The sequence below is a fragment of the Paenibacillus sp. FSL K6-2862 genome (genome assembly GCF_038005125.1).
GTDB lineage: Bacteria > Bacillota > Bacilli > Paenibacillales > Paenibacillaceae > Paenibacillus > Paenibacillus illinoisensis_A.
In genome coordinates, this window is sequence record NZ_JBBOSN010000001.1 from 789507 (window position 1) to 805233 (window position 15727).

Consider the following 15727-nt stretch of genomic DNA (forward strand, 5'->3'; position numbering starts at 1 on the left):
GTATCCGTATAAGACTTTGCATATATATGAAATAATCTAGGATTCACCTTTAATTTGGAGTAAGAATTCTCTTCCATGAAGTGGTATTATCTGGTGAGAAAGGAGGCTGGTTACAGTAAATTATGTAAGCGCTTTACATGGTTTATAAAAAATTTGGTATGGGGGGAAGGCTTCGAATGAGGAAATCATTTAAGCAGGTCGTTTCCGGGTTACTCGCAGTGGCTCTGCTTCTTCCGGGCGGCTTGACGGCTTCGAAAGTTAGTGCAGCAGATCCAGCAGCATCTAATTCACAGATTGTCTATCAGGAGACATTCCAGAATGGTAAGGGCAAAGCAACTCAATCCGGCGGTGCCCAGCTGGAAGCTGTCACAGGTAAGCCATTTGAGGGCAATGATGATGGAGCAGCGCTGAAAGTCAGTAACCGATCCGATAACTGGGATGGCGTGGATCTTGCATTCGCTGATCTTGGTTTGACCGATGGCCAAGAGTATTCTGTAACCGCTTCCGTTTATGTCGATATGGATGTTAATCCATCTGCAGCTGGAAAAGCTGTCTTGGAGGTTGTAACCAATAAGGGCGTTGATGGATCTGAGGCATACACTGGAATTAGCTCTGCTGACTTTATAGCCGGCCAAGGCATTACGCTAACCGCTGATATCTCCGTTAACAGTGTGGACAAGACAGCTCTGCGAATCAAGTCTGATGAAGCGGGTAAGGGTGTCTCTTTCTATATTGGAGATATTACGATTACCCAGGCAGCAGCACCTGTCGAACCCACGGTAGTCCTTAACCAAAGTTTTGAGGACGGCAGTACTGGTGGTTGGGGCAAGCTGGGTTGGGGATCGAGCGGCGATACTGCGGTCGTTGACGACGTAGCCTCCGAAGGTGTGAAGTCTCTGAAGTTCTTCAATCGGGCCGATGAGAAAGCCGTTCCTGCCCTCGTACTTACAGGCAAGATGAAATCCGACCGTAAGTACGATATCTCCCTCAAGGTTAGACTCGGTTCTGGTGAAGGCCAGTTCCATCTGGCTTCCAAGATCGATTCTGAAATCCTAGCGGATGATCAGAAGTATCCTTGGATTATAGGGAACAAACTTGTAACCGCTTCCGAATGGACTCTATTTGAAACCAAAGGCTATGAAGTGCCTTCTAAAACAAATGAGGTCATCATCTATGTTGAACCATCAAATAATACATTAACCTCTGATATTTACATTGACGAAGTCATCATCACCGATGTGACCCCTGGTGAAACCACACCAGAGATTGTGGATAAAACAGGAATCACTGCAGACTTTGAGAGCGGTCTGAATGGATTCAAAGCACGAAATGGCCGTGAAACGGTAGACCTCTCCCAAGAAGCGAATCATACACCTGACGGCAAGCAAAGCTTGCTTGTAACGACTACGGCACAATATGATGCAGCCTTGGTTGATGCTACAGGCAAAATGGCGAAGAATCATGAATATGAGCTGTCTGCATGGGTGAAAATGGCACCAGGCGAGGCGCCTACGACACTTCGTATTAGTGTTCAATATGCGGAGAGTGGCTATGCGAACGTTTCACAAAATGCAACCGTTACAGATCAAGAGTGGGTACACCTAACAGGAAAATATACACTCACGACAACTCCAAGCGTACTCAATGCGTATATTGAAACGGCAAATGACGATGGTGGGAACCGTACCTTCTTCCTGGATGATTTTGCTCTGAAATATGTGGGTCCTGTAACTGCTGCGCCTCCGATTCAAGAAGACCTTCCTGATCTGAAGGAGGTTTACAAGGATGATTTCCTGATCGGCAACATTGTTAATCCGTCGACCTTTGACGAGACCCGGCTCAAGCTGCTGACGAAGCATCACAATGTCGTCACGTTTGAGAATGATATGAAGCCGGATTATGCATACAACGCGGACAGAGAATTTGATTTCACCGCAGAAGATGCCCTTGTCCAAAGAGTACAGGATGCAGGCCTTGATCTGCACGGTCACGTGCTCGTATGGCATGCGCAGTCTCCTACATGGCTGCATACGGCAGCAAACGGCGAACCTTTGAGCCGTGAAGAAGCTCTGAAGAACCTGAGAACACATGTTAAAACAGTCGTTGAACACTTTGGTGACCAGGTTATTTCCTGGGACGTTGTCAACGAAGCCATGAACGATAACCCGGCTAATCCGCAAGACTGGAAGAATGCTTTGCGTAATTCCGGCTGGTTACAGGCCATCGGCCCCGACTTTCTTGAGGAGGCATACCTTGCAGCCAAAGAAGTCATTGACGAGAATGGCTGGGATATCAAGCTTTACTACAATGATTACAACGATGATAACCAAAATAAATCAACAGCGATCTACAGCATGGTGAAAGAGATCAATGAGAATTACGAGAAAGATCACCCTGGCGAGAAACTGATTGATGGCATCGGCATGCAAGCCCACTACAATTTGGGCACGAGATTGGACAATGTGAAGATGTCACTCGAACGTTTTATTTCCTTGGGTGTAGAAGTTAGTGTCACCGAATTGGACATTATGGCAGGCACCAACTCTGCAATCACTGAAAAAGAAGCGATGCAGCAGGCCTATCTGTATGCCTCATTGATGGATCTCTACAAGAAGAACAGCGAGCATATTCCACGTGTGACCTTCTGGGGATTGAATGACAGCACGAGCTGGAGAGCCGAGCAGAATCCAACCTTGTTTGACAAGAATTTTCAAGCCAAAGAGGCCTTCTACGGGGTCGTTGATCCGGAGAAGTATCTGGCAGAACATCCACCCGAAGAGCTTGATTACAAGAAATCAACTGCCCTCTATGGGACACCGTCGCTTGATGGTTCTGTAGACAGCATATGGAGCAAAGCTCCTGAATTGAAGCTGGATACGAAGCAAATGGCGTGGTCCGGTGCAACAGGAACGTCAAGAGTACTGTGGGATGATGACAATCTCTATGTGCTCGTTCAAGTCAGAGATGATCAACTGAACAAGGCCAATCCAAATGTATGGGAGCAGGATTCCGTCGAAGTATTCGTCGATGAAAATAACGGCAAGACGTCCAGCTTCCAGGATGATGATGGACAATACCGAGTGAACTTCGAGAATCTTGCTACCTTTAATCCTGCAGAAATCGCAGCAGGTTTCGAATCCAAAGTCTCTGTTTCCGGTACCAACTACACGGTCGAGATGAAAATTCCATTCAAAAAGGTGAAGCCTGCGAATAATGCCAAGATCGGCTTCGATGCGCAGATTAATGATGCCAAAGACGGCAACAGAATCAGCGTAAACGCATGGAATGATGCATCCGGTCAAGGTTACCAGGATACGTCTGTATTCGGTGAGTTGACGCTCACGGGCAAACCTTCTTCAGGAGGAAACGACGGTGGCGGAAACAACGGTGGAGGCAACAACAGCGGGGGGAACAATGGTGGAAGCAGTGGTGGATCAAATTCCGGGACTACTCCGCAGCCGCAACCACAGCTTCCAGGCAGCGACTCGGCAATTGTGCCAGTAGTTAAAGTCGAAAATGGAACAGCCACAGCAACCATTTCAAGCGACAGCCTGAATAAAGCGATTGAACAGGCTTCCCCAGGTGCAAATGGCAAGAAACAGGTTACCATCGAAGTACCGAAACAGGCGAATGCCCAATCCTATGTGGTGCAGCTGCCAACTTCAAATCTGCAGAGCAATAATAATGTTGAGTTTGTACTTAAGACAGACCATGCAGCACTTCAAATTCCATCCAACATGCTGTCTAACATTACGGAACAAGCGGATCAAGTCTCTATTCAGATTAGAAAGGTCTTGGCAGATCGCTTGGACGCAGAAGTCCGCGCCAAAGTGGGCAGCCGTCCGTTGATCGACCTTAGCATCAAAGCTGGGGACCGCGTGCTGGCCTGGAATAATCCAGCGGCGCCTGTAACGGTATCTGTACCGTACACACCTGCTGGCCAAGAACTTGCCAATGAACATCAACTGGTGATCCTGAATATTGACAGTCAAGGAAAGGCAGCAGTTGTACCGAACGGACGATACGATGCTAAAACCGGATCGGTTGTGTTCAAGACAACGGAATTCAGCACGTATGCCGTAGCCTACGTAACCAAGTCTTTTGCCGATGTACAGCATGTCCTGTGGGCAAAAGAAGCCATTGAAGCAATGGCAGCACGCGATATTATTAAAGGCATTTCGGATGAGAGCTTCGCTCCTGCAGCTTCCATCACGAGAGCTGACTTTATCACCCTGCTGGTGAGAGCCCTTGAATTGAAGGGACCAAGCACGAATACGGCAGCCTTCAGCGATGTACAGCCTACTGCTTATTATGCACAGGCCGTGGCCATTGCCAAGGAGCTGGGGATCGCCTCTGGATTTGAAGACAACACGTTCAAACCAGGCAGCAGCATTTCCCGTCAAGACATGATGGTTCTTACAGTGAAAGCTCTAAAAGCAGCTGGTAAGGCATCTGCCGGCAGCGGGAATCTGGCTCCTTATTCCGATACTGCAAGCATTTCCGCTTACGCGGTGGATAGTGTAACTTCCCTCGTAGAAAGCGGAATCGTTAACGGAAAAGGTGGCAAAATCGCACCAACTGAATCATTGACACGCGCTGAAGCAGCGGTGATTCTGTCCCGCATCTGGAACATGTAAGTGATTGTAAAGACATTTTGAAATAACGAGGCCACTCATTGAAGCTGCTGTCTGTACTTTACAGACGGCAGCTTTTTTCAAATCCCATGGCCCTCTCGATCATGATTGTAATATAGATCGTTAACCAACCGTTTCCATGTGCAGCTCAGCAAAAATCATTCGTTTAGGCGATTGTATGATAGGAGGGAGCCGCTACTCTATGCTGAATATTGTCGATCCAGCACATAGACATCATAAATTTTACTTTTTTCCACTTTGCAATAAAGATGGAATCTGATAGGATAAGTTTATAAATACGATGGTTTTAGTGAGGATTAAAAGGAGGCCGCCTTGCCATGCAAGAACTAACACATCTGGATCAACTTGAGGCTGAAGCGATATACATTATCAGAGAAGTAGCAGCGGAGTGCGAGAAACCGGTCATGTTATATTCCATCGGCAAGGACAGCTCGGTCATGCTGCACTTGGCCCTAAAGGCTTTCTACCCGGAGAAGCCGCCGTTCCCATTCATGCATATCGATACAACCTGGAAGTTTAAGGAAATGATCGAGTTCCGCGACCGAAAGGCGAAGGAATTTGGTATCGAGATGATCGTGCACTCTAATGAAGAGGCTATTCAACAAGGAATCAACCCCTTCGACCATGGTTCCGCATATACCGACATTATGAAAACCACAGCCCTGAAGCAGGGATTGGATAAATACGGATTCACGGTTGCGTTCGGTGGCGGAAGACGTGATGAGGAGAAGTCGCGTGCGAAGGAGCGAATTTTCTCGTTCCGGAACAAGAATCACTCGTGGGACCCGAAGAACCAACGTCCGGAGATGTGGAAGCTGTTCAACACGCGAATCAACAAGGGAGAGAGCATTCGAGTCTTCCCGCTGTCTAACTGGACTGAGAAGGATATCTGGCAATACATTCGTCGGGAGAACATCGACATCGTTCCTCTCTACTCCGCGGACGTAAGACCGATCGTTAATCGTGATGGGCATATCATCATGGTGGATGACGAGCGGATGAAGCTTGAGCCTGGCGAGAAGGTAGAGATGAAGAAGATTCGCTTCCGCACGTTGGGTTGTTACCCACTCACGGGCGGAGTCGAGTCCGATGCTGTTACGCTGGATGAGATCATTGAGGAGACATTGGGTGCGTTATCTTCCGAACGGACCAGTCGGGTTATCGATCAAGAAGCAGCGGGAAGCATGGAACGACGCAAACGGGAGGGCTATTTCTAACATGAAGAGTCTACTAAAATTCATTACCTGCGGAAGTGTGGATGACGGCAAGTCCACGCTGATCGGACATATGCTCTATGAGGCCAAGCTGCTGTTCGCCGATCAAGAACGCGCGCTTGAGCTCGATAGTCGATTGGGAAGCCGAGGCGGCAAGATCGACTACTCGTTGCTCCTCGATGGTTTGCTGGCCGAACGCGAACAAGGGATCACCATCGATGTGGCTTATCGTTATTTTACGACGTCTCATCGTTCCTTCATCGTGGCGGACACACCGGGACACGAAGAGTATACGCGCAACATGGCTGTAGGCGCTTCCTTTGCCGATCTAGCCATCATTCTGGTGGACGCAACCAAAGGCATCATTACCCAAACCAAACGCCATGCCCGGATCTGCGCCCTGATGGGGATTAAGCATCTCGTATTGGCTGTGAACAAGATGGATCTGGTCGGCTTCGATCAGGGGACATTCGAGGCGATCAAGGAAGAGTTCATCCAAACGACGGCCGAATTCCAAATCAAGAGCATTCAGGTCATTCCCGTATCCGCTACGGAAGGGGACAACATCACAACCCAGTCGCCGAATGCTCCCTGGTACGAAGGGTTAGCTTTATTGCCGTATTTGGAAAATATAGATGTTCATACTACCGATGATACAAAGCCTTTCATGATGCCGGTTCAGCGTGTAAGCAGACCGGACCATACGTTCCGTGGGTTTCAGGGCCAGATCGAAGCTGGAAAGATTTCGGTCGGAGACGAACTCATGACTCTGCCAAGTCGGGAGAAAGCAAAGGTTAAGCGGATTTTGGTGACGGACCAAGTTCAGGATTCGGCTTATGCTGGCCAACCGGTTACGATACAACTGGACCGCGAAGTTGATGTTTCGCGGGGCTGCGTGCTCACGGTGGACAATCAAGTGCAAGAAGCTGACAGCTTCGCTTCTACGATCTTGTGGATGGACGATTCCGTCCTGACTCCGGGCAAGCATTATTGGGTTAAGGTCGGAACGAAGACTCTTCCAGGCACTGTAACGGCGATTACTCATAAAATTGACATTAACACGGGCCAGACCGTTCCGGCGGATCAGATTGTTAAGAACGAATTGGCCAAGTGTGAATTCACGCTGTCGGATCAGATCGTCTTCGATTCTTTTGAACACAATAAGAGCATCGGAGGGTTCATCCTCATTGATCGTGTCACCAACATGACGTCCGCTTGCGGAGTCATCGATCAAGCGCTCAAGGGAGACAGCCGATTTGCCACGCTGGATACGGGGATCACGAGAGAGGTTCGCGCCCAGCAGAAAGGACAATCTCCGCTCACGGTCTGGTTTGCTGGCTCGGATACGGTAGCTCTCGCAAAGGAAGTGGAGAAGCGACTAGTGTCATCCGGTTACCATACCATGCTGCTTGAGAGCGTCACTGGAGAAACGCTCCGCGGCACGGCGGAGATGGCAAAGGTGTTGAACGACGCCGGTCTGATCTCACTGGTATCCCATGAGTCTATCAGTGCGGGCGAACTTGAGACAGCCAGAGAGATCATTGGGGGCAAAGGATTCATCGAAGTTAACGCGGATGAGATCGGTGGAATTTCCACCCAGGATGCCGCGAAATCTGTGGTTAAACGAGTCGTGCAATCCATTATCGATCACAGTCCTTCGAATAACTACGACATTTAATAAGCATGTCAGATGCAGCGGTTGCCGATCAGGCAGCCGCTTGTTTGTTTAAGATTAATGAGCAGTTAAAAATCTTGGGAATTCTTATGTAAGAGTCGGTGTAAAAAATATAAAGCACAAGTTTGAAAAAAGTATGATCATGAAACAAAGCAAAAACCGGATTGAGCATAGATCAATCCGGTTTTTGCTGTTTCCATCAAATTACCTATACTCCATCAAACAACGGCAAAATGCACAACGGCACTATATAACATCTTGTTGCGAAGCGGGTCGAACGTCACTTGATGCTGGACCTGCTTCACCCGGAGCAGCAGCGCCTTGTTCATTCCGATTCGGTCTTCAATCGCCCGTTCCAGTTCATTGAAGTCATAAGCCTGCAGGCATTCGACTTTGTCTTTGATCATATCCAGTGAAATTTCCATGTTTGATCCAGGCCACCTTCATGTCACGATTTGCAGGTACAAAAGCCTGCCGAGCTTTAATTGTAGAGGAGCTTGTTCGGTTCGGCAAGAGCAGACAGCGAGAATGATTAGAACGATGGAGGCGGTTTGCTTTCTATACTGGGGGAGACCAAGCGGGAGTTGAGTTAGGTTTTGAGACATGACGAATAAACTCGTGCTGAAAATCAGCTTGAGACGTGATAAAATTAGAGAAAGGACAAATGGAGGATGGGGAGACCCTGATCCAAGTTCCATTGGGTAAATAGCCAAGAGGGGCATCGCCTCTCTTTTTTATGCGAATCCATAGAAAGCAGACTTCTGTTCAGTTAGAATATATTCGTTTGGACGTAGCATTAACATATAATGCTGTTTGAACTACGTTGCGGAAACATGGTATAAGTGAAGATGGTGTAACTGAAGGAGTAGCAGTAACATTCGTACCCAATGGATGAACTAGGGAATGAACAGATATTTACTATTCTCGGGGCCATGTTGGTCCCGGTATATATAGAGGAGTTTTTTAAGATGAAAGACAATTTTTGGCGTGAATTGCCACGACCATTTTTTATATTGGCACCGATGGAAGATGTAACAGATGTTGTGTTTCGCCATGTTGTGAGTGCAGCAGCCAGACCGGATGTATTTTTTACGGAGTTTGCGAATACGGAGAGTTACTGTCACCCGGAGGGGAACAAAAGTGTACGCGGGCGTTTGACGTTTACAGAGGATGAACAGCCCATGGTAGCTCATATTTGGGGAGATAAGCCGGAATTCTTCCGGGAAATGAGTATCGGTATGGCAAAAGAAGGTTTTAAAGGTATCGACATCAACATGGGTTGTCCTGTAGCCAATGTGGCGGAGAACGGGAAGGGCAGCGGGCTGATCTGTCATCCCGAAACGGCTGCGGAAATTATCCAGGCTGCGAAAGCCGGGGGACTGCCTGTAAGTGTAAAAACAAGACTTGGTTTCACTGAAGTAGAAGAATGGCGCGACTGGTTGACCCATATCTTGAAACAAGACATCGTGAATCTCTCGATTCATCTGCGCACAAGAGAAGAAATGAGCAAGGTAGATGCTCACTGGGAACTGATTCCGGAAATTAAAAAACTTCGTGATGAGGTAGCACCTAATACACTGCTTACCATTAATGGAGATATCCCTGATCGTCAGACCGGATTGAAGCTCGCTGAGCAATATGGTGTGGATGGTATTATGATTGGGCGTGGTATCTTCCAGAACCCGTTTGCTTTTGAAAAAGAGCCGAAGGAACACACCAGCGAAGAATTGCTTGGTTTGCTGCGGCTTCATCTGGATCTCTATGATCAATATTCGGCACAGGAGCCGCGTTCGTTCAGCCCGCTGGCGCGCTTCTTCAAAATCTATGTTCGTGGATTCCGCGGGGCAAGTGAACTCAGAAACAGCTTGATGAACGCCAAATCCACAAAGGAAGTGCGCACGCTGCTTGATGAGTTTGGAAGCAAGAATCATGATGAGGTAGAGGAACACGTAAATTAAGGTGCAGGTTGGAGTAACAACAGACTAACATTGGAAAACATGGCCGGCTTGGCTGTGTTTTTTCTTTTGAAGATAACATCATAGAGGATAAGCACTTGTTATTGTATGATGGATGGTAGAGAAGCGGCCAAATGGTGGTTTTGAATATTGAACAAGGGAGAAATCAATGTCCTGGAGTAAATTGAAGCAAAATCTAGAGAGTTTCCTCTGTCCAGCGTTAGTAGGAAGGGTGGAATACCGATCAACCAGTTATCGCTATTCATCTGATCGACCAGGAAACTGTTACCTTGCCGTAGATAAGAAGAACATACTCAATATGAGTGACACAACAACCCCGATTCGGTGGTACCAGACGGAGCAGGAGATCAAGAACGATCCGAATATTGAAATTCCTGTGGATGATGAAGAGATTGAAGCGATTCGAAAAGAGAGCAAAGGAGCCATTCCGGAAGAACGCCTTCATGTTATTGCAAGAAGCAGAAAAATCTCTGTCCTGGCCAAAGAGCTTTTGTCGGCACAGTCATCATTAAGCAAATCGAATTTTACGGTTGCAGCGACTAGGTTTTTATCAAGACCTATAGAGGAAAGCCTGGAGAGTCAGGATATCTTGCTTAACATTCTGGCTTTGGTAGACAGACGCGTTGGCAAAAAGCGAATTTTGAACATGTCCGAGAAGATCAAGTTAAAGCATCCAGCCGTGCAGTATTTTTATGAAATTCGGCGTAGGACGTTGTGAATTAGTTGAGAGTATATGTTTATCGTTTTTATTCTACGCTTGTTAAGTCTTGAATTGAATTCCTCATTCGTCATGTTATAATAAGGGCATGAACAGCTTATAATGCAAAGAGAGCCGTGCGACAACACGACTCTCGGAGCAATAGCCGCTTTTAAGGGCGGTGGGCTTAACAAGAGGATATACGTCAAGTAGACCGCAACCTTTGCTCGGGGGGCGGTCTACTTGTGTTTATTGGACAGCAGCGCTACAATCAGCGAACCGAAGGTAAGCATCAGCATAATCGCTTCAAACACTGTCACAAGGCATCACCTCCCTTCCGGGAGATTAGCCGACCGCCCATATCAGCCTTCCTATTGCTATCCGATTATACCATAATCTTCATTTCTCTCGATAGGTAATCAAAGTAAACAGGTAGCAAAAGATGAATGGTTTTGCTATAGCTTTTAGCTATAACTAGTTATCTTCTTTTGGTTATTCTTCTAACTCCTTTCCGCGTGCTATGATAGCCCTATACAACGAGGGGGTTATTTACATGACTGATAAGTTCCAGATCGTAGGAAGTTTGTTGCGGCCCGAAGAGCTGCTGACATATAAAACGCAAATTGAGCATCGTGATGATATCCAGTATCCTTTCTATGAGAATTTTGAGGGATATGCCGAGTGCGAGACTGCAGCGGTGAAAGAGGTCGTACAAAAGGAAATTGAGCACAACCTGTCGGTTGTTACGGACGGCGAGTTCTCCAAGTCGATGTGGCATCTGGACTTTGTCTGGGGTTTTGATGGAATCGAACGCTATATTGCGGACCACGGTTACTTTTTCCGGGATGTGGACGGAACATCCAAATATGAAACACGCAAAGATATCGGATTGCGCATTACGGGTGAACTGAGCGGGAAGAACCATCACTTCATTCAACTGTTCAAACAGCTGCAGGATACAGCTGGCGATCAGCAAACAAAACTTTGCGTACCGTCACCTTCCCATATCTTCGGAGAGCTGTCCTGGTCGGATAACATCGGCGGTACGGATGCTGTATATCAGAACAAACAGGAGCTCAAAGCGGGTCTCGAGAAGGCATATAAAGAATTTGTAGCGGAATTCGCTGCGGCTGGCGGCAAAATTCTGCAATTCGATGACTGCCTCTGGGAGCTGTTTGCAGACGACAACCCGAACTCTCCGTTTACCGGCGAGCATATTGATCAAGCAGAAGTAGCGGGTCTCGCTACTGAATTTATTGATATTAACAATACCGTAATTGACTTCGGTCATAGCCTGGGCTTGAAAATGTGGACACATAACTGCCGCGGTAACTACGATTCCCGCAACATGGGCGGTGGATCTTATGCGAAAATCGCCAACCTGTTCCTGAAACAGCTGAAATATGACCGTTTCTTCCTGGAGTGGGATGATGATCGTGCAGGTTCAATTGAAGCATTGGAAGTGTTCAAGGACAGACCGGAAACGGAAATTGTTCTCGGCCTGCTATCTTCCAAAACAAGTACACTGGATGATGAAGCACGCGTCATCCGTCTGCTTGACGAAGCATCCAAAATCATTGATAAGGATCGTCTGCTGCTCTCCCATCAATGCGGCTTTGCCTCCTGCGATGGCGGTAACGAGCTGAGCGAGGCTCAGCAATGGGCAAAGATCGACCAAGGTCAACGCATTGCGAAGCAATACTGGAATAACTAAGAACTACGGGGGAATTAACGATACTTCATCGTAGTCTCTAAAATTCAAATACGCATCATCTGAGCTTGAAGGGATGACTCAAGGGGCCAAAATTGCCTCGTGAGTCATCCCTTTTTTGTGTGCATCATTTTTCCTGATCAAACGCAGAAGCCCCGAAAAAGGACCTGAATATGGCTTGTATCTAGCTTAGCTTTTATCAATCATTGATCATTCCGAGAAAGACAATTGCTGTGCATTAACTTCGTCTGAAATGTGGGATTAAAAAGGAGAAGTCCATGCGGATCAAGAAGTTATATTATTCCAGGAATACCCTGTGAAGTATGGTTGTGGAGATGATTTGATCGCTTATAAGAGTTCACTAGAGTTTATTAGAAGCATGAGGGGAGAGAAAATGATGACAGATAACCATGATCTGATAAATAGAGAACAATTGCTTACAGCGCTGGACTCGCTGGGGTATTCGGACAGAATGAAACGGATGGCACTTCTAGGACGCGAGCATATAGGAGATGCGAATTATTCCGCGCTACTTGTATCCTTGCTCGAAAGTGGCACCGCCTATGAGGCACATCTGGCCTTGACGGGTGCGGGTGTAGTGAATGATGCTCGTGCGGTTGTGCTGGCTCTGCAGCATCCCAAGGCAGGAGTTAGGGGCCGGGCGGCTGGACTACTGCCAGAAGTGGTGACGGACCCGAATTTTTCGATTGAAGCCGAAGTCACCCTGATGTCATACCACTGCCGGCGCCAATTGCTACGGAGCATTGTGAATACATATCGTCAGGATTGGGCGGAGCGGCTGCTGCCGATCGTGCTTAACCGCTGGGGAGCACAAGAAGCGGTCTTATTACTGGCTGCATGCAGCGAAGATACGGTACGCAGCAGGCTGCCAGAGCTGGGATATGCATTACAGAATTGGCGGCTCTTAACGAAGTACCACCCCGATCTGGTCGCAGCGTATTTTAAGAATGCCTTGCAGCATGCAACGCACCGGGAGAAGACCCATGTATGGTGGACGCTCTCCTCCGCGATTGAAATATTGAGTTTTTCAAGATCGGCGATCGTGCTGGAATGTGCGCTTACGCTTGGGCCGACCGATACGATTCATCCTGTACTCAAGCAGCAGCTTGGAATTCTAATTCAGGCCAGCGCAGAGGATGTATTCGAACTGCTGACACGTGAGGAGACAAGGGAATATCTTCTGAATCATGGCGTACCGGCAGGTGTTTTGAAAAAAAGAAAATGGTTCACCACAGCCCAGTGGACCACACTGGGTTCATTACTCGCAGATCAGCCTGTGCATCTGGCCAGGGTACTGGATACCCTTGCGCCGTCACATCGCGAAGCGATCTTTGATGCAGCTTATCCAGAAGATGAACGGAAGACGCGCATTTTCCCTACGCTGCTGCTGGATGTACTGCCACACCAGCTGCGTGACAAGGAAGCTGCCCGTATGCTGGAACTGCGTGACATTCGTGATGATCGGGACGCCATGCTCGAAACGACGGCACGCCGTGTCATTGATCATGCACGGGAGAAGCTGGAACAAGCCGTTCAGGTGTCTAATAGCGATGAGCGTGCAGCAGCCTATGCCCACCTCGTTCGAAGCACAGCACTTTCCCGGCGTGGTATGGATGAGACGCTTCGCCTCCTGACTCGAATCAAGAACGATCAGGATCCGGTACGCTTTATGGTCATGGCTCAGCTCTCCAACTGTCCGGCTCCCATGTTCAAGGAAGAGCATATTGACGATCTGACGGTACTGGTTGATAGCGTGATTGAAGCCAGAGACACGTCTTATGGGACAAGGTCCGCAGTGGAGAGACTGGCTTTTGCCATACTGCGTGAACATGCACTAGAGCCGAAAGGCGACCTGTTCAAGTTTGCTCTGAGAACGTTCGGAAGATTGACGATGCGTGACGGACAGTTTGCATTGTACTCGATGGAGTGGGATAGCATACCGAGTTCTGCACTGGAAGCGTTATTCGATGAGGTCTATGCATTTGCTGTAGAAGCGAACAAGCGCGAAAACACGAGCGTGATTCTGCGCATGGCAGACTTGTTCGGAAAAGCCGTAGAGCGGCTGCCGAAGCTCCAGCTTCTGCTGGAAGAACTGCTGCAGGCCAAGACGGTGTCTCCACAGGCAGTCCATTACTGGCTGGCACCCTATAAAACCCGGGATGCAAGGGTTAGAGAATTGCTGGACAGAGACCCATCCTTCATCTCATTCCATGACGTATTCCTGCATCTGCATCTGAAGCGTCAGGAGTGGCTGGACCCGTTTATCTCGGGGGAAATCATCAAAGGCAAGCATTTATCGGGAAAAACAATTTATGTTGTGCCTGCGCATAACGGGTTTCATCGGTGGCTGCCGCGTCAGCAAAAGGCATTCGCCTCACTGCTGGAACGAGTGGCACTCGACGCCAAACGAAGCTTCCATGAACGTGCATCTGCGATGCGCAGCTTGGCTAGCATGCCAGATTATATTTCCGATCAACTGGAAGTCCTATTGCAGGATAAGGAAGTGCATGTTGTGGAGGCGGCTCTGTATGCGTATTCGTTATGGGAAGAGCCCGAGAAGGCACTTCCTGTATTGCTAAACAACCTGGATGGAGACCGGGCCCGGGTTGCCATGTACTCGATTCCAAGATGCATGCGCAGGGTCAGTCCGGTGATGTTGGCGTCCATGCTGTCCGAACTGCTCCATCGGGAGAAATTAAAGATCACGGTCAGAAAAGAGGCCATCCGGCTGCTTGGAGCTTATAAAAGTGAAGAGAGCATGGGGCTTCTCATCCGTGAATACGAGAAACCGAATGTGCACAAGGACGTGATGATCGCCATAGGCCATGCGGCCAGACAATGGTTGGATGACGAACGCAGCTGGGCCATGCTGAGTGCCATGGCTGCTTCCCCGCAGCGTGACATCGCAAGAAGCCTGCTTAACCAGTATTCTGGCGGCATTCCCGTAGAAGCCCGGCCAAGGTATTTGCAATTGATTATCGAGATTGCCGGACATGCCGATCCGGTTGTGGCGAGAGAGGCTTTCCAGGCGATGAGTCTGTGGGTGAATGGAAGTGAAGAGAAGGTAGCAGCTTCGGCCAGCAAAACGATTCTGGATCTGGAGGACAATGCCAGGTGGAAGGCAGCGATGGATACACTCATTGCGGCTTGTCGTGAAGGAAAGGTGAATGATCAGGTCATTGGCGTAAGCACACAATTGGCGGGCACGGAGACAAGAGCCGAATGGAATGCTGCTTCGGAGAGAGACCTCCCGGAACGGCAGCGACTGGTCGCGTTGATAGACAAGCTAATCTCATTGCCTCCACAAGCGAAGCGGGGACTCGTTCCTTTATATACAGGCATGATTGCTGCTCTTCAATCCCAAGAAACCCTGAAACCAGCCGTGATCAAGTTACATTTGGCATTTGTGGAATGGAACGAGGTGAATCAGGCCGCCCTGCAATTGGACCCTGTGATTCAAATGGTGGACAAGCATCCGTATCTATCGGAGGTAGCCTATAGGCAGATTAATCGTGCAGCTAATGCCAGTGAGGCGTATTGGAAACCGGAGGCGATTCTGGATCTGGTGGACCATTTGAAAGGCAGGGAGCTGTTTGCGGCCCAATATCTTGGACTGTCTCTGCTGAAGATTGCGGGAACCGCATTACGGTGGAATCAGGCTTGTGCCGAACGTTTGAGAGCATACCGGAATCATGAGCATGAGGCCATTCGTATGACGGCATTGGATATCTGGACGGTGCTTGAATAGAAAAGTGGTCCGGGACGGATGGTTATATGG

At 48.4% G+C, this 15727-nt stretch carries 9 protein-coding genes; 7 read left to right on the plus strand and 2 right to left on the minus strand.

Annotated elements, in window-relative coordinates; translation table 11 throughout:
* Nucleotides 1-176 precede the first annotated feature (176 nt).
* The 3 genes from MHB82_RS03695 to MHB82_RS03705 all read left to right on the plus strand — a co-directional run bounded on the left by MHB82_RS03695 (nucleotide 177) and on the right by MHB82_RS03705 (nucleotide 7547).
* On the plus strand, nucleotides 177-4637 hold the full coding sequence (locus MHB82_RS03695; RefSeq protein WP_341173840.1) for an endo-1,4-beta-xylanase: 4461 nt from the start codon (nucleotides 177-179) through the stop codon (nucleotides 4635-4637).
* A 335-nt stretch (nucleotides 4638-4972) separates the two neighbouring features.
* Nucleotides 4973-5872 (plus strand): sulfate adenylyltransferase subunit CysD, encoded by a 900-nt coding sequence (gene cysD / locus MHB82_RS03700; RefSeq protein WP_110755561.1) that lies wholly within the window; start codon nucleotides 4973-4975, stop codon nucleotides 5870-5872.
* 1 nt (nucleotide 5873) lies between these two features.
* Nucleotides 5874-7547 carry a GTP-binding protein gene (locus tag MHB82_RS03705; protein WP_341173841.1) on the plus strand — a complete coding sequence of 558 codons (1674 nt, stop codon included), beginning with the start codon at nucleotides 5874-5876 and terminating at the stop codon, nucleotides 7545-7547.
* A 215-nt stretch (nucleotides 7548-7762) separates the two neighbouring features.
* Here MHB82_RS03705 and MHB82_RS03710 read toward each other — a convergent pair whose 3' ends face one another.
* Nucleotides 7763-7969, minus strand: coding sequence for a DUF2536 family protein (locus MHB82_RS03710; protein WP_341173842.1), 207 nt, complete (start codon nucleotides 7967-7969; stop codon nucleotides 7763-7765).
* Between the two features lie 543 nt (nucleotides 7970-8512).
* On the opposite strand from MHB82_RS03710, the gene MHB82_RS03715 reads away from it, so the two are divergent.
* Nucleotides 8513-9502 (plus strand): tRNA dihydrouridine synthase, encoded by a 990-nt coding sequence (locus MHB82_RS03715; protein ID WP_341173843.1) that lies wholly within the window; start codon nucleotides 8513-8515, stop codon nucleotides 9500-9502.
* Between the two features lie 166 nt (nucleotides 9503-9668).
* Nucleotides 9669-10238, plus strand: coding sequence for an SF0329 family protein (locus tag MHB82_RS03720; protein ID WP_341173844.1), 570 nt, complete (start codon nucleotides 9669-9671; stop codon nucleotides 10236-10238).
* Nucleotides 10239-10456: 218 nt separating this feature from the next.
* Here the strand turns inward: MHB82_RS03720 and MHB82_RS32075 are convergent, their stop codons facing one another.
* Entirely contained in the window at nucleotides 10457-10537 is an 81-nt protein-coding gene (locus tag MHB82_RS32075) for a putative holin-like toxin (RefSeq protein WP_353057537.1), read from the minus strand.
* 233 nt (nucleotides 10538-10770) lie between these two features.
* On the opposite strand from MHB82_RS32075, the gene MHB82_RS03725 reads away from it, so the two are divergent.
* Nucleotides 10771-11931, plus strand: coding sequence for a cobalamin-independent methionine synthase II family protein (locus tag MHB82_RS03725; protein WP_341173845.1), 1161 nt, complete (start codon nucleotides 10771-10773; stop codon nucleotides 11929-11931).
* 394 nt (nucleotides 11932-12325) lie between these two features.
* The gene (locus MHB82_RS03730) at nucleotides 12326-15697 is read left to right on the plus strand and encodes a HEAT repeat domain-containing protein (protein WP_341173846.1); all 3372 of its coding nucleotides are present in this window, start codon (nucleotides 12326-12328) and stop codon (nucleotides 15695-15697) included.
* Nucleotides 15698-15727: the final 30 nt, after the last annotated feature.